Genomic DNA, 21,487 nt, shown 5'->3' on the forward strand with positions numbered 1-21,487 from the left:
GAAAAATGTTAGAGCAAATCTGCCAACTGGCACGCGAAGCAGGCGACGCGATTATGCAGGTCTATAACGGTGCCGCGCCGCTTGACGTTTCTCACAAATCGGATGATTCGCCGGTGACCGCCGCGGATATCGCTGCACACGAGGTGATCCTCGCGGGCCTCAAAAAGTTAACGCCTGATCTCCCCGTGCTGTCAGAAGAAGATCCGCCAGCCTGGGAAGTGCGTCAGCACTGGCAGCGCTACTGGCTGGTCGATCCGCTGGATGGCACCAAAGAGTTCATCAAGCGTAACGGCGAATTTACCGTTAATATTGCGCTAATCGAAGCAGGCAAGCCGGTAATGGGCGTAGTCTATGCGCCGGTGCTGGGCGTGATGTATTCCGCTGCAGACGGCAAAGCGTGGAAAGAGGAGGGCGGTCAGCGTGAACAGATTCATGTCCGTGATGCGCGTCCTCCGCTGGTGGTGGTAAGTCGTTCACATGGCGACGACGATGAGATGAAAGAGTACCTGAAGCAGTTAGGTGAACATCAGACCGTCGCGACCGGATCCTCACTGAAATTCTGCCTGGTGGCAGAAGGAAAAGCGCAGCTCTATCCCCGTTTCGGACCCACCAACATCTGGGATACCGGCGCGGGCCATGCCGTGGCGATGGCGGCGGGCGCGCATGTGCACGACTGGCAGGGTAAAACTCTGGACTACGCGCCGCGCGAATCCTTCCTTAATCCTGGCTTCCGCGTTTCACTGTTTTAACGCTGTCTGAGCGCTCAGCCTGCTGAAGGCTGAAACCCCGGCGGGCGATGCTCTTCCCACCGGGGCTTCAGCGATTAATCCTTAAGCAGGGAGGTGACCAGCGTAATCACTTTTGTCACTTCATCCTGCGTCAGCGATCCATCCTTCACAAATTTCACCTTACCCTGCTTATCCAGCACCACAATGGCGGAACCGCCCGGCTGTAACTGCCAGGCATGCTGCACATTGCCCTTGCTGTCGACAACAAACTGCGACCACGGATATTGCTGCTTGTTAGTCTCGACGCTGCTGCGCACAAACATGCCCGTACCGGGAATGGCATCATCTGTATTCACGATGGTGGTGGTCTGATAGCGATCATGCGGCAGCTTCGCGGCCTTAATCGCCTCGATCAATGCGGCATTCATCTCTTTAGCGGATGAGCGACCCGCGATGTGCTGAACCACGCGAACTTTTCCGCCGAGCTGCGCGCTATTCCAGTTTTTGTAGCTAAACTTATCCTGCTGCAATAACAGCTCGCCTTTGTCGTTCACGCCAACGGCCGGTACCCGCATATCCTGCCTGAGGTCATGAGCCATCACGCTTGCCGGTATCAGTAAAGACAACGCTACAGCTGCCAGAATTATTCGCATTGCTATTTCCTTGAGTGATCAGACCAGTTAGTCATTTTACTGCAATAGTAAGCAGGGATGATGCGCCTGTCCTGGAAAGGTGTCAGGTTTGTTATGGCCGCCACAATTCCTTAACCAACGAAGGTTTATACTGTGTTGTGTGAGCCTGATAACAGAGTGTTCTGTAATGATGTGTCAATTCAGTAAAAAAAATCACTTTTAGGAACATTAGTAGGTTTGAGTGTTCTATAGTTATCGCGAATTCGCGCTTCATGGGCTGGAACCAAATTTGGAAACAGCGAAGCGTGCTTAAAAATGTACAGGAGTTAGTCAGTATGAAGATCTTCCAGCGCTATAATCCGCTACAAATAGCGAAATATGTAAAAACGCTGTTCAAAGGAAGGTTGTATATCAAGGACGTCGGCGCGTTCGAGTTCGACAAAGGGAAAGTATTAATCCCGCGCGTCAAAGACAAACAGCACCTGAGCGTGATGTCAGAAATTAACCGCCAGGTCGTTCGTCTCAAACTTGAGTTCAACTAATCATAAGGGCGCCGATGGCGCCCTTAGTGTCTGGCCAGTCAGGCCATTTTATTTGTCACTCTGAACCTGAGCAGTGCCAACAATTCTCACAGACTACGTCACATTCCGGTTGTTCCGCGCTGTCCGTTTCCAGACTGCCTGCAGCAATTACGCCTGCTGGGCCAGACTGCTGGTCATTCTACTCTTCTTCGCTTTTCGTCATGCTCAGCACCGGCGGTCGTTCATCGATGCGGGTGACCAGCAGCTGATCGATGCGATAGCTATCAATATCCACCACCTCGAACTTGTAGCCAGCAAACTTCACAAAATCGGTACGCTTCGGAATCTTACGCAACATATACATCATAAAGCCGCCGATGGTTTCGTAGTTGCCTGACTGCGGGAAATCATCAATGTCCAGCACGCGCATCACGTCATCAATCGGCGTACCGCCTTCAACCAGCCATGAATTCTCATCGCGCGCTACAATCTGCTCTTCCATACCCTGACCAACCAGATCGCCCATCAGCGTGGTCATCACATCATTCAGGGTAATAATGCCTACAACCAGCGCATATTCGTTCATGATCACCGCGAAATCTTCTCCGGCGGTTTTAAAACTTTCCAGCGCTTCAGAGAGGGTCAGCGTGTCCGGCACGATCAGCGCCGAGCGAATCTGCAGGCCGCTGTTCAGCGCCATGCTCTGATTACCCAGCACGCGCAGCAGCAGCTCTTTGGAGTCAACATAGCCAACGATATGGTCGATATCGCCGCTGCAGACCAGAAACTTCGAGTGAGGATGCTGGGCGATTTTGGTTTTGAGGCTGGTCTCATCTTCGTGCAGATCAAACCAGACAATATTCTCACGTGAGGTCATTGAGGAGGGAACGGTACGTGACTCCAGCTCAAACACGTTTTCAATCAGCTCATGCTCCTGCTTACGCAGCACGCCAGCCAGCGCACCGGCTTCCACCACCGCGTAGATGTCGTCGGAGGTGATGTCATCTTTACGCACCATCGGCAGCTTGAAAATACGGAAGAAGACGTTAGCCAGGCCATTAAACAGAAACACCAACGGACGCATTATCAGCAGGCAGAAACGCATCGGGTTGATGATGCGCAGCGCGATGGTTTCCGGTGCGACCATGCCGACCCGCTTTGGGGTTAAGTCAGCAAACAGGATAAACAGGCTGGTGACGATGGTGAAGGAGCAGATAAAGCTGAGCTGCTCCGCCAGTTCCGGCGAGACAAACCGGTTAAACAGGCCGCTGAAAACCGGCGAAAACGCCGCATCGCCAACAATACCCCCCAGGATGGCGACGGCGTTGAGGCCAATCTGCACCACGGTGAAGAACATGCCCGGCGTTTCCTGCATTTTCAGCACGCGCTGCGCATTTACGTTGCCTTCATCGGCCAGCAGTTTCAGTTTGATCTTACGGGCGGCCGCCAGCGAGATCTCCGACAGGGAGAAAAAGGCACTGATTACGATCAGTAACAGAATGACAAGTAAGCTATCTAACATATGAGATCCAAAGGGTTATCCACTTGTCATTTTTGGCCTGGGCAGCGTGGGTAAGCGCAAACAGAGTTGGTTTATCCGTGAAACAAAGCTATCCGTGCCAAAAATGTCTGCGCCAGTTCGACAACAAACGACATGTCGGGGCAGAAATGAAAACAGGCGGCATGCCTGTGGTGGCCGATTATAGCAGGAGCGCTCATTGCGCCGCCAGAGGGCAAACCGCTGCTTAAGGGCGCATTAGCAGCCAGAGCGGCCGGTTACAGACTCGGATTTATCTGAGTGAGTCATATCGGACTGATCATTCCGACCCGCAGGAGTTGTATCGCTCACCCCATTTACCGACAATAGCCCCGTTATTTGACTTAGATGTCAGTGTTGCTCCGCCGTTTGCCATAAAGTGCGGCTATGATGAGGATGTTGCCGTTGCGGTAGTGCGGGCAAAGAAGATTAATAAGCGCCCCGCGGAAAAGGGGCCGGCATGATTAACAGGAGTACAGGTGCCACGATTTTATGTTTATTGCATGGCTGGCCTGCTGCTTGCCGCGCCCGCCCTTGAGGCGGCGACAGTGCGATTACAGGTAGACGGCTTATCCGGGGATCTGCAAAAGAATGTCAGAGCGCGTCTGTCCACCATCGGCAGCGATGAGGTCTCTAATGATGGCCGCTTTCGCGCGCGCGTTTCTGTTGCGATAAAAGAGGGGCTGCGCGCGCTCGGTTATTACGAGCCCACCATCGATTTCGAATCCCGCCCCGCGCCTGCGCAGGGTGGACGACCGGTATTAGTGGCACACGTAACGCCTGGTGAACCGGTAAAAATCGGCGGCAGCACGATTGTGGTCGAAGGCGATGCGCGCAATGACGCGGATTACAAAGCCTGGGTGAAGCAGGGACGCCCTGAAGTGGGCAGCCAGCTTAACCACGGGCAATATGACAAATTCAAAAGCGGCTTCTCTAATCTCGCACTGCGTAACGGCTATTTCGACGGCATGTTTAAAAAAAGCCAGCTTGGTGTCTCGGTTGAGCGGCGTGAAGCGTTCTGGGATATCGACTACGACAGTGGCGAACGCTATCGCTTCGGCGACGTTACTTTCCAGGGATCGCAAATTCGCGAAGAGTACCTGCAAAACCTGGTGCCGTTTAAAGAGGGGGACTACTACAGCTCCCGCGATTTAGCCGAGCTGAATCGCCGCCTCTCCGCTACCGGCTGGTTTAATTCGGTGGTGGTCGCGCCGGAATTCAGCAAGGGACGACAGACCAAAGTGCTGCCGCTGAGCGCAGTAATGTCACCCCGCACCGAAAACACCATTGAAACCGGCGTCGGCTATTCCACAGACGTCGGTCCGCGCCTGAAAGGGACCTGGAAAAAACCGTGGATCAACGACAGCGGCCACAGCCTGGCGGCCAGCGCCTACGTTTCCGCGCCGGAACAGCAGGTCGATCTCAGCTACAAAGTGCCGCTGCTGAAAAGCCCGCTTGAGCAGTACTACACCTTCTCCGGCGGCCTGAAGCGCACCGACCTCAACGACACCAAAGCGGATACCACTACGCTTGCGATGTCGCGCAACTGGGACAGCAGCAGCGGCTGGCAGAAGGCGGTCAACCTGCGCTGGAGCCTGGATCACTTTACTCAGGGCAGCGTGACCAACACCACTATGCTGCTCTATCCCGGCGTCAGCGTAAACCGTACCCGTTCCCGTGGCGGCCTGATGCCGACATGGGGCGATTCACAGCGCTATTCGGCAGACGTCTCTGATACCACCTGGGGTTCAGACGTCGACTTCCTGATCCTGCAGGCGCAAAACGTCTGGATCCGTACCCTTGGCGACAGTCATCGCTTTGTGGCGCGCGGCAATCTGGGCTGGATCGAAACCAACGACTTCGAAAAAGTGCCGCCGGATCTGCGCTTCTTTGCCGGTGGTGACCGCAGTATTCGTGGCTACAAATACAAAAATATTTCACCGCGCGATGATGACGGCAAACTCACCGGTGCATCAAAACTCGCCACCGGATCGCTGGAATATCAGTACAACGTCACCGGGAAATGGTGGGGCGCGGTGTTTGTCGACTCGGGCGAAGCGGTTAACGACATCAAGCAAAGTAACGTCAAAACCGGTGCGGGCGTCGGCGTGCGCTGGTCTTCACCGGTTGGCCCAATCAAATTTGATATCGCCAGACCCATCGGGGATGACGAAGAGCATGGATTACAATTTTACGTAGGGCTGGGGCCAGAACTATGAAGCTGTGGAAAAAGGTCCTGATCGGCATTCTGATCTTTCTGGTCGTGCTGTTGGGTGGGGTGGCATTTTTAATCGGTACCACGCCTGGGCTGCATTTAGTGCTGAAAGGTGCGTCGCGCTGGGTGCCGGGCCTGTCAATCAAGCAGGTCGATGGGGGCTGGCGTAACCTGACCCTTAACGGTCTGCGTTACGAAATGCCCGGCGTCAGCGTTGATGCCGGGCAAATTCATCTGGCGGTGGATCTCAACTGCCTGCTGCACTCCTCCGTGTGCGTTAACGATGTCTCCCTGCGCGATATCAGCGTGGTGGTCGACAGCAAGAAAATGACGCCTGCGGCACCAGCGCCGGAAGAGGAGAGTGGCAACACTAACCTCAGCACGCCATACCCCATCACGCTGCGTCACTTTGGCCTGCACAATATCAATGTCAAAGTTGATGATACCGCAATATCGCTGCTCGACTTCACCACCGGCCTGCAGTGGCAGGATCGTGCGCTGACGCTGAATCCGACCCATATTCAAAGCCTGCTGATTGCGCTGCCGAAAGCGGCGAAAGTGGTCAATGACGAGGTGGTGGAGCCGAAAGTCCAGCAGCCACATCCCGCTGAAAAACCGCTGGGTGAAACGCTGCAGGCGATGTTTGCGCAACCCCTGCTGCCTGAGATGCCTGATTTCCGTCTGCCGCTGGATATTGAGGTGCAGCAGATTCTGGGTGAACAGCTGCGCATTACCGGCGACACCGATATTTCCGTCAGCCGGTTGCTGCTGAAAGCCAGAACCGCCGATCGTCAGATGCAGCTCAGCACGCTGGAGGTGGACTCGAACCTCGGCAACCTGAAGGGTAGCGGTCAGGCGACGCTGGCGGATAACTGGCCTGTCGATTTCTCCCTTAACGGCACAGTGAATACCGATCCGATTAAAGGCGAAAAGCTCGCGCTGAAACTTAATGGCGCGATGCGCGACGAGCTGAAGATGGGGCTGAACCTCTCCGGTCCAGTGAATGCGCAGCTGGACGCCACGACCCAGCTGGCGGTGGCGGGACTGCCGCTGTCACTGAAGCTGACCAGTCCGCAGTTACGCTGGCCGCTGACCGGTCCGGTAGCGTATCAGGCGGATAACCTGGACTATCAGTTCAAAGGCAAAGCCACCGACTATGTGATGTCGCTGCAGACTGCCGTGAAGGGTGAATCTGTACCACCGGCGACGATCTCGCTGACGGGTAAAGGCAACGTTGAGCAGTTCAGCCTCGACCGCCTGCGCGTGGCTGCGCTGCAGGGCAATATCGATCTCACCGCGCTGGTGGACTGGAGCAAGGCGATAAGCTGGCGCAGTGAGCTGACGCTGGCGGGAATTAATACCGCTAAACAGTATCCCGACTGGCCAGCAAGGCTGGATGGCAAAATCACCACCCGCGGCAGTCTGTATGGTGGCAGCTGGCAACTGAGCGTGCCGCAGCTACAGCTGAAAGGCAATGTGAAACAGAACGCCGTGACCGCTGATGGCTCCCTGACCGGTAACAGCTACAACCAGTGGACGGTGCCGGGCATTAAGCTGGCGCTGGGACGCAACCATCTGGATGTTAAAGGCGCGCTGGGCGACAGTCTGGATCTCGATGCCAGTATCGACGCACCCCAGCTCGACAATGCGCTGCCGGGTCTGGGCGGCGTCATCAACGGCACAATAAAAGCGCGGGGTACCCTGAAGGCACCGCAGCTGCTGGCCGATCTTAATGCCCGTGGTCTGCGCTGGCAGCAGATGCAGATCAATCGCGTCACCCTGAATGGCGACGTCCGTTCCGGCGAGCAGGTGGCGGGTAAACTGCAACTGCGCGTCGAGCAGCTGAAGCAGGATGCGCTGAACATCAGCCTGCTGACGCTGAACGCGGACGGCAATGAGCATCAGCATCAGCTGAAGCTCAATGTGCAGGGCAAACCGGTCTCTGGCCAGCTGGCGCTGAACGGCAGCTTTGATCGCCAGACCGAGCGCTGGAAAGGGTCGCTGAACGACACCCACTTTGATACGCCAGTCGGTGAGTGGCGTCTGACCCGCGCCATGGCCATCGACTATCTGAACAGCCGCCAGACGGCCACCATCGGCCCACACTGCTGGCAGAACCCCAATGCGCAAATTTGTGTGCCGGAGCCGGTTGAAGTGGGCCCGGCAGGCAAGGCGCATGTGGTGCTGAATCGCTTTGACCTGGCGATGGTGAAGCCGTTTATGCCGGATGCGACTCAGCTTAGCGGCCTGTTCAGCGGCGACGTGCGCGTCAACTGGACTGCCGATGGCAGCCTGCCGACCGGTACCGTGGCGCTGAAGGGCAACGGCGTGAAAGTGGTGCAGGATGTGCAGGGCAACAATCTGCCGATCGCCTTTGACACGCTGAACCTCAATGCCGCGCTGCGAAACGGGCGCGCCCAGCTCGACTGGCTGATCCGCATCGCCAATAACGGTCAGCTGGATGGCAACGTGCAGATCGACGATCCGCAAAACCGTCGCACGCTGGGCGGTAACGTCAACATCCGCAATGTCTCGCTGGCGATGCTCAATCCGGCACTGATGCAGGGCGAGAAGATCAAAGGCAGCCTGAACAGCAGCCTGCGCCTGGGCGGCAGCGTGCAGCAGCCGCAGGTATTTGGTCAGCTTGGCCTGACGGGTGTGGATGTGGATGGCAACTTTATGCCGGTTGACCTGACCAGTGCCAACCTGAATCTGGTGTTTAACGGCATGAGCTCCACCCTGAACGGGCTGGTGCAGACCGGGCAGGGCAATATCAACCTCAGCGGTAACGCAGACTGGAGCCAGCTCGACAACTGGCGTGCGCGCATTGCGGCGCAGGGCAGCCGGGTTCGCGTGACCGTGCCGCCGATGGTGCGCATGGATGTCTCGCCGGATCTGGTGTTTGAAGCGACGCCAGCGGCCTTTAACCTTGATGGCCGGGTCGATATTCCATGGGCGCGCATCACGGTGCAGGAAGTGCCGGAAAGCGCCACTGGCGTTTCGTCGGATGAGTTGTTGCTGGATAAACAGCTGAAGCCGATTGCACCGCAAACCGCCGCGATTCCGATTAACAGCAATCTGGTGATCCACGTCGGCAACGATGTGCGGCTCTCTGCGTTTGGCCTGAAAGCGAAGCTGAATGGCGATCTGAAAATGGTGCAGGATAAGTCAGGACTCGGCCTGAACGGTCAGATCAACATTCCGTCCGGTCGCTTCCACGCTTATGGTCAGGATCTGATCGTGCGTAAAGGCGAGCTGCAGTTTGCCGGTCCGCCGGATCAGCCTTACGTCAACCTGGAAGCCATCCGTAACCCGGATGCCACCGAAGATGGCGTCACCGCGGGTCTGCGCGTCACTGGCCTGGCGGATGAGCCAAAAGCGGAAGTCTTCTCCGATCCGGCGATGTCGCAACAGGAAGCGCTTTCCTATCTGCTGCGCGGTCAGGGATTGGGCAGCGACGGCGACAGTAACGCCCTCACTTCAGCACTTGTTGGCTTAGGGGTTGCACAAAGTGGGCAGGTTGTGGGTAAAATCGGGGAGACATTCGGTGTCAGCAATCTCGCTGTTGATACTGCCGGTGTTGGCGACAGCCAGCAGGTGCAGGTCAGCGGCTATGTGCTACCGGGTCTGCAGGTAAAATACGGTGTTGGCATATTTGATTCACTGGCGACGTTAACCTTGCGTTACCGCCTGATGCCTAAACTCTATCTGGAAGCCGTGTCCGGTGTGGATCAGGCTCTCGATTTGCTCTATCAGTTTGAGTTTTAGCAATGCGAATAATTGTCTACGGCAGTTTACGGCGCAAACAGGGAAACAGTCACTGGATGACGAATGCGCAGTGGCTGGGTGATCACCAGATTGAAGGCTTTGAGCTTTACAGTCTGGGCCATTATCCCGGCGTGATTGAGGGCAATGGAGCGGTACATTGTGAGGTGTACCGCATTGATGCCTCAACCCTTGCGGAGCTGGATGCGCTTCGCACCAAAGGGGGAGAGTACAAACGTTATCTGACTCAGACGCCGTTTGGCAGTGCATGGCTTTATGTCTATCAACGCTCAGTGGCAGGACGCCAGCGCATCATGAGTGGTGACTGGCTGAAGCGCGATGAGGAGCCAGAGGCCTGAACAAAAACACCGTCCATCCGGACGGTGTTTTTTTTTCGACTCACAAACCGGCAGCAGAATTACTTCTTCTGTGCGCGCTCGTAAGAGGAGATGATTTCAGCTTTAGCGGCTTCGGCATTATCCCAGCCATCCACTTTCACCCATTTGCCTTTTTCCAGATCTTTGTAGTGCTCAAAGAAGTGGGTGATCTGTGCACGCAGCAGTTCTGGCAGGTCGTTCACATCTTTGATGTGATCGTACTCTTTAGAGAGTTTGGTGTGCGGAACGGCAACCAGTTTGGCATCTTCGCCAGACTCGTCGGTCATTTTCAGCACGCCAACCGGACGGCAGCGGATCACTGAGCCTGGAACCAGTGGATACGGGGTCGGAACCAGTACGTCAACCGGATCACCATCCAGAGAAAGGGTATGGTTGATGTAGCCGTAGTTGCACGGATAGAACATGGCGGTAGACATGAAACGGTCTACAAACAGGGCACCAGACTCTTTATCAACTTCATATTTGATCGGATCAGCATTCGCTGGGATCTCAATGACAACGTAGATATCTTCTGGCAGGTCTTTACCTGCTGGCACCTGGTTCAAACTCATCTGGCATTCCTTCAGTAGTCGTATGTTGAGTGTCGGCTATTATAGCCAACTGACTCTGAAAGTATGCCCCCTTTTTGGCGTTTCGGAATGCGCCCAAACGCTACTTAGCCGCCACAAACAGCGAAACAATGCCTGCGGCAATCAGTGGTCCTACCGGCACCCCTCGGAAGAACGCCACGCCAATCACTGTACCAATCAGCAGACCACCAATCACCGAAGGCTGGACGCTCATAAAGTTCACGCCACGGCCGCCCAGCCAGGCGACAAAGATCCCCACCAGAATCGCCACAATCGACTTCCAGTTAGCAAACGACTTGATCAGCGCAGAGGCGGGCAGTGAGCCGCTTGCCAGCGGGGCCATCACCGCCACGGTAAGAATAATGATGCCTAAGGTAATGCCCTGTTTTTCTACGTAGGGGAAGAACTGAGCCAGCGGGGTAATTTTAATCGCCAGCAGCACCAGAATTGAAATTGTGACCGCGTTGTTGTGAACGAAATAACTCAGCACGGCAAGGCAAATCAGAATGATGGTCGAGGCGTAAGCAGCCATGGTTTCTCCCTGAAGGTTAATGAGCGCGCTGACTTCAGCCAGCGCAAAAACCGGTTATCGATCAGCAGTCATCGGGGTTAGCACAGCTGCCTTTACCAAGTGACTGCAACATCAGTGCCTGATTGCGCACCAGGCTCAGGCTCTGAGCGCTCAGCGCCACGCTGCCCAGCGAGCCTTGTGAACTGAGCTGGCTGCGGCTCGCCTCAAGCCAGCTGTCGCGGTAGCTCATCCAGGCGCGTTGCGCGGCACGCAGTTTGTTTTTAGGTTCGCCGGAGAGGGTTTTCATCAGTTTGTTGTACTGCTTATTCATCTCCTGATCCCAGGCCCGATTGGCCGCAGCGTAGCACTGGTTCATGGCAAGGGTAGTCGAGGCGTCATTGAGGCAGCGATCGGGCGAGGCGTCTGTCGGCAGATCCTCTGCCAGCGCCGCCGTGCTGAGGCACAGCAGCATCAGAAGTAATCCTGGTTTCATTCTTTTCTCCGGATAACGGATAAGCGGCGATTAGCTTGATGGATGTTCCCGTGATGATCAAGTTGTTAACACTAATCAGGGTTAAAGTTTCGCGCCGTTACTGCCGATACTTCATCCGTTTTAGGGCCGCTGGAAAATTTGCCTTTTCACATACACGGAAACTATCTGGATGAAACAGTTATCACTTCGCACGGGGTTGCTGGCATTGCTGGCATTTATGACACTGCTGCTGTTGGCGGTGAGTTTTATGGGTATCGTGGCAATTAACAAAGGGAATCGCTCGCTGGATGTGATCAACCGCATTCAGGGGATCGAGCTGAACAGTCTTTACCAGAGCAATGCCGATCTGATGCGGGCCCGCGCTAACGCCGCGCTGGCGGTGCGTAAAATTGAAATTGGTTTACTGGAAGAGGGGGCGGCAGTAACAAAACTGTCGCAGGCGGATGTGGTCTCATCACAGCAAAGTTTGAAGCGCTTTGTGGACGCCGGAACGGTGACGGCGCACGGTAAAAAGCTGGCCGATGCGGTTTCGGCCAGTTACAAAGCCTATCTCGACCAGGGTATCAAACCGATGATGAACGCCCTGGATAAGCAATATACCGACGAGTATTACCAGCTGCTGGAAGGCAACCTGGCGACGCTGGCAGCCAGCTACAACAAGGCCGTCACGGACTTCAGCCAGCTGGCCGATCAGATCACCCAGGCCCAGCTGGCGCAGGCGGCCTACAACGAAACCAAAATGAAAATCCTGATCGCCGTGGCGGTGGTATTAACACTGCTGCTGCTGGTGCTCGCCTGGCAACTGCTGCGCCGGATGCTGCTGCAGCCGCTGAACCTGGCCATTCTCCATCTTGAGCAGGTCGCGGCGGGCGACCTCTCGCAGGCGCTGCCACCGTCGGGCAACAATGAGCTGGGGCGGCTTAATCATGCGCTCGCCGGGATGCAGCAGTCGTTGCGTACCTCGGTGAGTCAGGTGCGCGAAGCGAGTATGCAGATCGACATCGGCAGTCGTGAACTGGCCGCGGGCAACGTCAATCTGTCGCAGCGTACCGAAGAGTCCGCCGCCTCGCTGGAGCAGACGGCCGCCAGCATGGAGCAGCTCACGGCAACCGTGCGGCTTAACGCCAGCAACGCCCAGCAGGCGCACCAGCTGGCTAACGCGGTCTCTGATACTGCCGATCGCGGCGCGGAGGTGGTCTGCTATGTGATGGAAAAAATGCATGAGATTACCGACAGTGCCAATCGTATCGGCGACATTCTTGGCGTGATTGATGGTATCGCCTTCCAGACCAATATCCTGGCGCTCAACGCGGCCGTTGAAGCGGCGCGCGCAGGCGAACAGGGCCGTGGCTTTGCGGTGGTGGCAAATGAAGTGCGCACGCTGGCACAGCGCAGCGCTAACGCGGCCAAAGAGATCCGTACGCTGATTAGTGATTCACAGTCGAGGGTCAAAGAGGGCAGCGAGATGGCGACGCGGGCCGGGGAAACCATGGATGAGATTTCTGGTGAGGTCATGCGCGTAACGGCACTGATGAAAGAAATCTCGATGGCCTCCGACGAACAGAGCCGTGGCATTGAGCAGGTCAATCTGGCGGTCACACAGATGGATGCGGCGGCGCAGCAGAACGCGGCGCTGGTGGAGCAGGCAACCGCCGCGACCCAGTCGCTGGAAGCGCAGTCCGATCAGCTTCAGGCAACCATGGCGCAGTTCAGGTTGCAGACGGCGTAAAAACAGCAAGGGCGCGAAAATCGCGCCCTTACTTTTTATATGACTTTTTATACCCCTGCCGGATTAACCCTGACGGCAATCCGGGAACTCGGCCAGGAAACGCTCAACGTCGTTCACCATCGCCTCGTTACCGCAGTAGAACGGGCAGCGCTGGTGCAGCGTGACCGGTGGAATATCCAGAATACGCTTCTGACCGTCGCTGGCTTTACCGCCCGCCTGCTCTGCCAGGAACGCCATCGGGTTGCACTCATACAGCAGGCGCAGCTTACCCTGAGGATGGCTGGCAGTGCTTGGGTAGAGGTAGATGCCGCCTTTCAGCAGGTTACGATGGAAATCCGCGACCAGCGATCCGATGTAACGTGAGGTATAAGGACGGTGCGTGGGCAGATCCTCTTCCTGACAGAACTTCAGATATTTCTTCACACCCTGCGGGAAACGAATGTAGTTACCTTCGTTAATGGAGTAGGTGTGACCCGTTGGTGGATAGGTCATACGTTCGTGGCTGAGGCAGAACACACCCAGAGACGGATCGTAAGTAAACGCATGCACGCCTGCACCGGTGGTATAAACCATCATGGTGGAGGAGCCGTAAACCACATAACCGGCAGCGACCTGCTTGTTGCCTGGCTGCATGAAGTCCGCTTCAACAACTGGCGTACCCGGTTCGCTGACGCGGCGGTAGATAGAGAAAATGGTGCCGACAGAAACGTTAACGTCAATGTTAGAAGAACCATCCAGTGGATCCATTAACACCACGTACTTACCGTTTTCTTCACCTTCAAAGATCACAAACTCGTCTTCTTCCTCAGAAGCGATACCGGCGACGATGCCGCGTGCTTTCAGTGCTGCCTTCAGTTTCTCGTTGGCAAACAGATCAAGTTTCATCTGCTGCTCACCCTGAATATTCTCGACGCCGCTGGCACCCAGAATATCCACTAAACCGGCTTTGTTGATATCGCGGTGGATGATTTTGGCACCCAGCTTAATAGCGGAAATCAGCGCTGTCAGTTCACCTGTAGCGTGCGGAAAGTCATGCTGCTTCTCGACGATAAATTCGCCCAACGTTTTCATAACACATTCCCTGAATCTTCGATGGAGTGGCAGCACGCGTAACAGTCTGCCAACGGATGCGTACGCAGTTTAGCCGATTGAACTTCAAAAACCATAGTCCTAATCCGTTTCTTCCATCTGCGAGCGGCGTTACACTGTGCGCCGAACTTTTGAGTAATGGATCACGTAATGCGCATTCACATCCTCGGGATTTGTGGCACTTTTATGGGCGGTCTGGCGATGCTGGCCCGTTCACTTGGTCATCAGGTGACCGGGTCAGACGCCAACGTTTACCCACCTATGAGTACTCTGCTTGAACAGCAAGGTATTGAATTAACAGAAGGTTACGACGCCAGTCAGCTTGACCCGGTGCCTGACCTGGTGATTATCGGCAACGCGATGACGCGGGGTAATCCTTGCGTGGAAGCGGTGCTGGAACGCAACATTCCTTACCTCTCTGGCCCGCAGTGGCTGCACGATTTCGTGCTGCGCGATCGCTGGGTGCTGGCGGTCGCGGGAACCCACGGCAAAACCACCACAGCCGGCATGGCAGCGTGGATTCTTGAGGCCTGCGGCCTTGAGCCAGGCTTTATTATTGGTGGTGTGCCCGGAAACTTCGATGTCTCGGCAAAATTAGGAAAAAGTCCATTCTTCGTGATTGAGGCGGATGAGTACGACTGCGCGTTTTTCGATAAGCGTTCCAAGTTTGTCCATTACTGCCCACGTACGCTGATCCTCAATAATCTTGAGTTTGATCACGCCGATATCTTTGACGATCTGCGCGCGATCCAGAAGCAGTTCCACCATCTGGTGCGGATCGTACCGGGCCAGGGCAAGATCCTGCTGCCGGAACATGATCCTAACCTCAAACAGGTGATGGCGATGGGCTGCTGGAGCGAACACGAGAACGTCGGCGAGCACGGGCGCTGGCAGGCGAAGAAGCTCACCAACGATGCGTCTCACTGGGAAATCTGGCTCGACGGCGAAAAAGTCGGGGAAGTGAACTGGGCTCTGGTGGGTGAACACAATATGCACAACGGGCTGATGGCGATCGCTGCCGCGCGCCATGTGGGTGTGAAGCCGGAAGATGCAGGCCAGGCGCTGAACAGCTTTATCAATGCGCGTCGACGGCTGGAGCTGCGCGGCGAAGTGAACAGCATCAAAGTCTATGATGACTTCGCCCACCATCCGACCGCGATTCTGGCGACGCTGGCTGCCCTGCGTAGCAAAGTTGGCGGCAGAGCGCGTATCCTGGCTGTGCTGGAGCCACGCTCTAATACCATGAAGATGGGCGTCAGCAAGAACGATCTGGCACCGTCGCTGGCGCGAGCTGATGAGGTCTTTCTGTTCCAGCCGCACCATATTCCGTGGCAGGTATCTGATGTCGCAGAAGCGTGCATTCCGCCTGCGCACTGGAGCGCGGATATCGATACCCTGGTGGAAATGGTGGCCAAAGCCGCTCAGCCAGGCGACACGATTCTGGTCATGAGCAACGGCGGGTTTGGTGGCATCCACCAGAAGCTGCTGGACAGGCTGGCATAATGTCACAGGCGCCCGTTTCGGGCGCTTTTTTTTTAAAAGCATTATCTCCGGAAATATTATTCCCTCAATAAATCCCGCATATTTTTGAATTCGATCTGCTCACTCTTCCTGCCGTTGCCATATTTTTCTTATTAGTGTCTGAAACAGAAAGGCCGCTCTCGCCGGTTATTTCTAGCATCATCCCTGTAGTAACTGAGGAATAATAATTAACGCGTTAAAGTTAAAGGGATAAATAACAGGTTCTCTTTATGCGCGCTCTTATATTGATGAGGGTTTTAAATATAAGTTAACTCTGGGTTAAACGAATGAGTTCGGATAATTCATTGCTCTGATTACCACTAATAAGGATGTTCATATGGGAAACAATAATTCATTGTCGTTTTTGCTGGGCGCCGCGTTGTTATGCAGTTCTGCTGCGGCGCTGGCCACGGCCACCGTTGATTACCGGCATGAGTACCGCCTTCGCGACCGCACGCACTACGACAAGCTGGGTCTGAGCACCACGCTGCCGGACAATATGTTTCTCGGCGTCGAAACCAAATTCAAAACCGGCGGCGCCGATCCAAAAGACAAATATTATAATGACACCGTGTTAAACGTAGTGGAGGTGACCTTTCTGAAGTCGTATTACTGGGGAAACTGGACAGTGTCGCCTTTTATTCAGCCAGAATTTAACTCCTCGCGCACTGAATGGAAATTTGGTGTGGCACCCTGGTATAAATTTAATGATCGCTGGTCTCTCGGTGGCCTTTATCGTCTTGAGCTGACCGATTATGCGCATGACGATCAATGCCGCACCGGCGGTATTGATTATTGCGATACTGACCGGCATCGCACTGCCAACCGTTTTGATCTCTATCTGCGAAATAAAAGCGATCGGCTGACCACCACCTATAAGCTGGTATATAAGCACGCGGATGCGAAACTCTTTGCCAATAAACATGACGATTACGAACAGGAGTTACAGTTCGATTATGCGCTTGGCAACGATCGCGTCTGGGTGCCTTACGTCACCTTTGGTGATATCGGACGTTCTGCGACATCGAGCGAACGCCAGCTGCGGCTGCGCACCGGTATTCTCTATATCTATCGATGAATGCGCTGCCGGGAGGCGGGCGAGGCTGCCCGCCATGGCGTTACTTCGCTTCGGCCAGTTCGCGCAGATACTGGAAAATCTGACGGGCAGACTTCGGCGGCTTGCTGCCCGCTTTCTCTTTCTGCGCGTTACGGATCATGCTGCGTAACTGCTGACGATCGGCATCGGGATAAAGCGCAATCACGTCGCCCATCGCTTCATCACCCTGTTCAATCAGACGATCGCGCAGCATTTCCAGTTTATGGAACAGCGCAACCTGCTGGTTATGGCGATTATTGAGCTTATCCAGCGCAACGCGGATCGGCTCCACATCAATACTGCGCAGCAGTTTACCGATCAGCTGCAGCTGACGGCGGCGACCCTCTTTCTTGATGCGCTGTGCCAGTTCAACTTCGGTACGCAGGCGCTCATCCAGCGGGATTTTATCCAGCGAGTTTTTACCCAGATCAACCAGTTCGGCACCCAGGCGCTTTAACTCTTCTGCATCGCGTTTAATTTCACTCTTACTGACCCAGATAATCTCTTCATCTTCTTCTTCGTCATTATCTGGCACATCGTCGAGCCACTCATCGGGCTGTTTGGTCATTTCCGGGCTCCCAAAAAAAGAGGCTAATCCTACCAGTTTATCGGGTGACTGCGAAATTGTTCTCTGACTCTGATAGACTCAAATCATTCACACATAAGATTAGACGGCAGGTCGATGAACGTATCTACTCAGGTTGCAGAACAGCGAAAAGTACTGGAGCAGGCCATTGCGCAGGCACTTGAACTGGCTAAAGCAAGCACTGACAGCGCGGAAGTGGCAGTCAGTAAAACCACCGGCATCGGGGTCAGCACCCGCTATGGCGAAGTGGAAAACGTCGAATTCAACAGCGACGGTGCGCTGGGCATCACCGTCTATCATCAGAATCGTAAAGGCAGCGCCTCATCGACCGACCTCAGCCCGGACGCGATCAAACGCACCGTGCAGGCGGCGATTGATATTGCGCGCTATACCTCGCCCGATCCCTTTGCCGGTCCGGCCGACGCAGAGTTGCTGGCCTATGATGCGCCAGACCTGGATCTCTACCATCCTTGGGAGATTGATGCTGACCGCGCCATTGAACTGGCTGCGCAGGCGGAACAGGCATCACTGCGCGCCGACAAGCGTATTACCAACACTGAAGGTGGCAGCTTCAACAGCCACGTCGGCATCAAAGTCTTTGGCAACAGCCACGGTATGTTACAGAGCTACTGCTCAAGCCGTCACTCGCTCTCCAGCAGCGTGATTGCCGAGCAGGATGGTAATATGGAGCGCGACTACGCCTACACCATTGGGCGCGCGTTTGAAGATTTGAAGAGCCCGGAGTGGGTCGGTGCAGAGTGCGCGCGCCGCACGCTCTCCCGTCTGGCACCGCGTAAACTTCCGACCATGAAAGCCCCGGTGATTTTCGCCTCAGAAGTGGCAACCGGCTTATTTGGTCATCTGGTTGGCGCGATCAGCGGCGGCAACGTTTACCGTAAATCGACCTTCCTGCTGGATTCTATGGGTCAGCAGATCCTGCCGGAGTGGCTCACCATCAATGAACAGCCGCATCTGCTGAAAGGGCTCGCCTCCACGCCATTCGACAGCGAAGGGGTGCGTACCCAGGCGCGCGACATCATCAAAGATGGCGTGCTGCAGACCTGGCTGTTAACCAGCTACTCAGCCCGCAAACTGGGCCTGACCAGCACCGGTCACGCTGGCGGCATTCATAACTGGCGCATTGCGGGCCAGGGCCACAGCTTTGACGACCTGCTGAAGCAGATGGGCACCGGGTTAGTGGTGACCGAACTGATGGGACAGGGCGTCAGCGCCATTACTGGTGATTACTCACGCGGTGCGGCCGGGTTCTGGGTCGAGAATGGCGTTATTCAGTACCCGGTCAGCGAAGTGACTATCGCCGGAAATCTCAAAGAGATGTGGCGCAATATGGTGACCATCGGTAACGATATTGAAACCCGCAGCAATATCCAGTGCGGTTCAGTGTTACTGCCTGAGATGAAGATAGCGGGACAATAAAGATGGATTCCTGAAGCAGCCGGTTGGCTGCTTTTTTTTCATCACAATAAAAAGGAAGTAATGATGCGTAAGCATGTGATTGCAATGTTGTCGGCTTCTCTGTTGTTCTCCAGCGTCAGTCTCTATGCGGCGGATCTGGAGCAGGATATGGATACACTGAATGCGAACCTGAAAATCGTCAAAAAAAGTGACAATGCCCAGGAGATGCAGCAGGCGCTGACCAAAATGCGTGCCGCGGCACAGGATGCGCGACAGGGCACGCCGGATAAGCTGGAAGGCCAGCCGGCTGACAGCCCACAGGTGAAAGATTTCCATGCCGGTATCGACTCACTGATCGCGCAGATCGATGTGGTCAGCGCGCTGGCGAAAGCCAACAATGTGGACGGGGCGAAACGCGAAGCAGCGAAGTTCGACGACATCCGCAATACCAACCATAAGAAATTCCGTTAATCAGATCGCCGGCCAGCCAGGCCGGCGGTTTTTTACCATCACTTCTGCTTATCACCGCACCCTGAACCCCCGCGCGTCCGGCTTGTCGCCGCACAACATCACCGTCTTACACGGTTAAATCCATCAAATTACGCATTCTGCGACGCGTGTCGCACTAAGCATGCAGCCTGCGATCTGACGCACAACCTTCACTTCAATTTCCACTTGCTGCTGGAAATGTTGCCTCTCCACAGCCGGGGCGATGACCGCTAATTTGTTTTTAACGCGAATTATCCGGTTTAACAGGAGTAGCAAGGTGAGTAATAACGGCGTCCCGGTGTATGAAGCGGCACCTGAGAAAGTGCAACAGCTGGCTGACAGCGTGATGACGCAGATTGCTGCGATCTATCAGCAGCAGGGTATTCAGCCCAATGCGGTTCAGCAGCAGATGCTGCAATCGCATGTCGGTGCCATGGCGTCACGCTCGCTGAGCGGTGAGCCGCTGCCGGAAGTGGAAGCGGAGCTGTTTGAGGATATTCCGCCGGAAACGTTAGCGCTGGCGCAGCAGGTCGTCGATCTGTTTGGCAATCTGCCCCGCGAAGAGGCCTGGCTGCTGTCAGTGCATATTGAAGTCGCGCGATCAAACAACCAGAGAGGAACATAAGATGGTAACAGTAGTGATTGGTGATCGTTTAGGTAAAGGACAGAAAGTGGCGGCGGGCATCGAAAAAGCGGGTGGCCGTGCCGTCGTGGTGCCAGGTGTCGCCGCTGACATGAAACTGGGTGACGTGATGAAGGCGGAAAACGCCGATTTCGGCATCTCGTTCTGCGGCAGCGGCGGCGCCGGTGCTATCACCGCTCAGAACAAATATGGCTACAAAGCAAAGCATGGCATGCGTTCTGTCGACGAAGGCGTCACCGCCATTAATGAAGGTGCCACGGTGCTGGGCTTCGGCTTTATGGATAAAGAAGAGTTAGGTGAGCGGCTGGTGCAGGCCTGGAACAAGAAGCACGGCAGCTGATTATGAAAGAACAATACGTTACCCAGGTGACGGTCGAGGGCAAAGGCGACACCAAAGCGAAAGCCTTTGCCGATGCCCTGAGTCGTGTGCAGAACCAGGTTCTGCGCGCGACGCAAAAAATTCTGCTGCGCATTGAACCTCAGGATGTCCGGGTGCTGCGCGCGCAGGAGAGCGTCAAAACCGAGAAGTTTCTCTTCTTCTTTCTGGCGCGCCAACGGCGGAGCTTCAGCGTCACGCTGGAGATCACCGTCAGCGTCACCGTTTTCGACACCGAACAGGTGGCGTTCACGGCGGCATCGTAAAGCAGAGCCTGTTAACGCCAGCCAGCCGTTTGCCCGATGCTCTGCTGTCGCGACATCGCGATGATCAGGCGTGGGCGATGCGGCGGCGTGCGATTGGGCAGGTAAAAACGACAACAAGGTACAACAACATGTTTTTAATCATTTTGTTTAAGTCGTTGATCATTGGCGGGCTGGTAGGGGTCGGCGTCGGTGCGGGTGCGGCGCGCATGTTCCACGCGCCAACCACTCAGGGCATGGGCGCTTTCCGTACGCTGGGCGAACTGAACTCGTGCGAGGGCGATCCGGCATCCCACTTCTCCTTTGGTCTTGGCTTCTTTTTCAATGCCTGGGCATCGTCGGTTGCAGCCGGTTCATTCACTCAGGATGTGGATCATCGCATCATTCCAAACTGGGGTGCGGCCGCCTTGATGGTGAAGAATCGTAATGTGGCGGAGACGCTGCACGATCCGAAAAAAATGGCCATCGCCTGCGGCATCATCGGCATGATCGTGGTCGCCTTCCTCAACTCCACCGCCTCGGCTGTTCCGGCTGCGCTGCAGGTCACGGCGGTCAAAGTGCTGGTGCCCGCCGCTAACCTGCTGGTGAACACCGTCATGCCGGTGATCTTCTGGCTGGCGGCGATCGACGCGGGCAGAAAGTCAGGTTTCTGGGCCACCATTTTTGGCGGTCTGGCGCAGCTGATCATGGGCAACGCCGTGCCGGGACTGGTGCTGGGTATCCTGATCGGTAAAGGCGTGGAAGAGAGCGGCTGGAACCGGGTCACCAAAGTCATGATGACCGCCATCGTGCTGCTGTTTGTGCTGAGCGGCTTCTTCCGTGGTTTCGATATGAAGCTGCTGCAGTCCTTCCAGCTCGGCATTCCCGGCTGGCTCGACATGATCCATAACTCAGTCAGCGGCAAATAAGA

General features: G+C 55.5%; 21 protein-coding genes. 14 read left to right on the plus strand and 7 right to left on the minus strand.

The window, feature by feature from the left end:
* Positions 1–5: 5 nt before the first annotated feature.
* Entirely contained in the window at positions 6–749 is a 744-nt protein-coding gene (cysQ, locus tag ACX8ZY_RS02655; protein ID WP_010256437.1) for a 3'(2'),5'-bisphosphate nucleotidase CysQ, read from the plus strand.
* A 74-nt stretch (positions 750–823) separates the two neighbouring features.
* Here cysQ and ACX8ZY_RS02660 read toward each other — a convergent pair whose 3' ends face one another.
* On the minus strand, positions 824–1,381 hold the full coding sequence (locus ACX8ZY_RS02660; RefSeq protein WP_022623931.1) for a YtfJ family protein: 558 nt from the start codon (positions 1,379–1,381) through the stop codon (positions 824–826).
* Positions 1,382–1,695: 314 nt separating this feature from the next.
* Between ACX8ZY_RS02660 and ACX8ZY_RS02665 the strand changes: the two genes are divergently transcribed.
* Complete coding sequence (locus ACX8ZY_RS02665; RefSeq protein WP_003855513.1) at positions 1,696–1,902, plus strand: DUF1107 domain-containing protein; 207 nt, start codon at positions 1,696–1,698, stop codon at positions 1,900–1,902.
* A 178-nt stretch (positions 1,903–2,080) separates the two neighbouring features.
* Here the strand turns inward: ACX8ZY_RS02665 and paeA are convergent, their stop codons facing one another.
* Complete coding sequence (gene paeA, locus ACX8ZY_RS02670) at positions 2,081–3,403, minus strand: polyamine export protein PaeA (protein WP_010256442.1); 1,323 nt, start codon at positions 3,401–3,403, stop codon at positions 2,081–2,083.
* 518 nt (positions 3,404–3,921) lie between these two features.
* On the opposite strand from paeA, the gene tamA reads away from it, so the two are divergent.
* Genes tamA through ACX8ZY_RS02685 form a run of 3 tightly spaced genes read left to right on the plus strand, consistent with a single transcriptional unit; the run spans position 3,922 to position 9,757 of the window.
* On the plus strand, positions 3,922–5,637 hold the full coding sequence (gene tamA, locus ACX8ZY_RS02675) for an autotransporter assembly complex protein TamA (protein WP_459261076.1): 1,716 nt from the start codon (positions 3,922–3,924) through the stop codon (positions 5,635–5,637).
* Positions 5,634–9,401 (plus strand): autotransporter assembly complex protein TamB, encoded by a 3,768-nt coding sequence (gene tamB, locus ACX8ZY_RS02680; RefSeq protein ID WP_421665205.1) that lies wholly within the window; start codon positions 5,634–5,636, stop codon positions 9,399–9,401. Before tamA ends, tamB begins: the two co-directional genes overlap by 4 nt.
* A 2-nt stretch (positions 9,402–9,403) precedes the next feature.
* Complete coding sequence (locus ACX8ZY_RS02685) at positions 9,404–9,757, plus strand: gamma-glutamylcyclotransferase family protein (RefSeq protein ID WP_010256451.1); 354 nt, start codon at positions 9,404–9,406, stop codon at positions 9,755–9,757.
* A 59-nt stretch (positions 9,758–9,816) separates the two neighbouring features.
* On the opposite strand, the gene ppa is transcribed toward ACX8ZY_RS02685, so the two are convergent.
* The 3 genes from ppa to ACX8ZY_RS02700 form a co-directional block, all read right to left on the minus strand.
* The gene (ppa, locus tag ACX8ZY_RS02690; RefSeq protein WP_003855519.1) at positions 9,817–10,347 is read right to left on the minus strand and encodes an inorganic diphosphatase; all 531 of its coding nucleotides are present in this window, start codon (positions 10,345–10,347) and stop codon (positions 9,817–9,819) included.
* A gap of 100 nt (positions 10,348–10,447) precedes the next feature.
* Positions 10,448–10,897 carry a DUF441 domain-containing protein gene (locus ACX8ZY_RS02695; RefSeq protein WP_003855520.1) on the minus strand — a complete coding sequence of 150 codons (450 nt, stop codon included), beginning with the start codon at positions 10,895–10,897 and terminating at the stop codon, positions 10,448–10,450.
* Positions 10,898–10,958: 61 nt separating this feature from the next.
* Positions 10,959–11,369: a lysozyme inhibitor LprI family protein gene (locus ACX8ZY_RS02700; RefSeq protein ID WP_158131359.1), complete on the minus strand. Its 411-nt coding sequence runs from the start codon at positions 11,367–11,369 to the stop codon at positions 10,959–10,961.
* Positions 11,370–11,538: 169 nt separating this feature from the next.
* Here ACX8ZY_RS02700 and ACX8ZY_RS02705 point away from each other — a divergent pair, with 169 nt between their 5' ends.
* A complete protein-coding gene (locus ACX8ZY_RS02705; protein WP_010256457.1) occupies positions 11,539–13,098 on the plus strand; it encodes a methyl-accepting chemotaxis protein in 1,560 nt (519 codons plus the stop codon).
* 63 nt (positions 13,099–13,161) lie between these two features.
* Here the strand turns inward: ACX8ZY_RS02705 and fbp are convergent, their stop codons facing one another.
* Complete coding sequence (gene fbp, locus ACX8ZY_RS02710; RefSeq protein ID WP_158131360.1) at positions 13,162–14,169, minus strand: class 1 fructose-bisphosphatase; 1,008 nt, start codon at positions 14,167–14,169, stop codon at positions 13,162–13,164.
* Positions 14,170–14,337: 168 nt separating this feature from the next.
* Here fbp and mpl point away from each other — a divergent pair, with 168 nt between their 5' ends.
* The gene (mpl, locus tag ACX8ZY_RS02715; protein WP_158131361.1) at positions 14,338–15,690 is read left to right on the plus strand and encodes a UDP-N-acetylmuramate:L-alanyl-gamma-D-glutamyl-meso-diaminopimelate ligase; all 1,353 of its coding nucleotides are present in this window, start codon (positions 14,338–14,340) and stop codon (positions 15,688–15,690) included.
* 355 nt (positions 15,691–16,045) lie between these two features.
* Complete coding sequence (locus ACX8ZY_RS02720; protein ID WP_010256466.1) at positions 16,046–16,786, plus strand: oligogalacturonate-specific porin KdgM family protein; 741 nt, start codon at positions 16,046–16,048, stop codon at positions 16,784–16,786.
* 40 nt (positions 16,787–16,826) lie between these two features.
* On the opposite strand, the gene yjgA is transcribed toward ACX8ZY_RS02720, so the two are convergent.
* The gene (gene yjgA, locus ACX8ZY_RS02725) at positions 16,827–17,372 is read right to left on the minus strand and encodes a ribosome biogenesis factor YjgA (RefSeq protein WP_010256467.1); all 546 of its coding nucleotides are present in this window, start codon (positions 17,370–17,372) and stop codon (positions 16,827–16,829) included.
* 114 nt (positions 17,373–17,486) lie between these two features.
* Here yjgA and pmbA point away from each other — a divergent pair, with 114 nt between their 5' ends.
* From pmbA to ACX8ZY_RS02755, 6 genes are all read left to right on the plus strand, one after another.
* Positions 17,487–18,827: a metalloprotease PmbA gene (gene pmbA / locus ACX8ZY_RS02730; RefSeq protein ID WP_158131363.1), complete on the plus strand. Its 1,341-nt coding sequence runs from the start codon at positions 17,487–17,489 to the stop codon at positions 18,825–18,827.
* Between the two features lie 63 nt (positions 18,828–18,890).
* A complete protein-coding gene (cybC, locus tag ACX8ZY_RS02735) occupies positions 18,891–19,277 on the plus strand; it encodes a cytochrome b562 (protein WP_010256473.1) in 387 nt (128 codons plus the stop codon).
* Positions 19,278–19,572: 295 nt separating this feature from the next.
* Positions 19,573–19,920: a glycine dehydrogenase gene (locus ACX8ZY_RS02740; protein WP_022623928.1), complete on the plus strand. Its 348-nt coding sequence runs from the start codon at positions 19,573–19,575 to the stop codon at positions 19,918–19,920.
* Position 19,921: 1 nt separating this feature from the next.
* Positions 19,922–20,278, plus strand: coding sequence for an SFCGS family glycine-rich protein (locus ACX8ZY_RS02745; RefSeq protein ID WP_010256477.1), 357 nt, complete (start codon positions 19,922–19,924; stop codon positions 20,276–20,278).
* A 2-nt stretch (positions 20,279–20,280) separates the two neighbouring features.
* Complete coding sequence (locus ACX8ZY_RS02750) at positions 20,281–20,580, plus strand: DUF4312 family protein (protein ID WP_010256479.1); 300 nt, start codon at positions 20,281–20,283, stop codon at positions 20,578–20,580.
* A gap of 128 nt (positions 20,581–20,708) precedes the next feature.
* Positions 20,709–21,485, plus strand: coding sequence for a DUF4311 domain-containing protein (locus ACX8ZY_RS02755; RefSeq protein WP_010256480.1), 777 nt, complete (start codon positions 20,709–20,711; stop codon positions 21,483–21,485).
* Positions 21,486–21,487: the final 2 nt, after the last annotated feature.

The organism is Pantoea sp. XAF26B01_ASV70, from assembly GCF_054512635.1.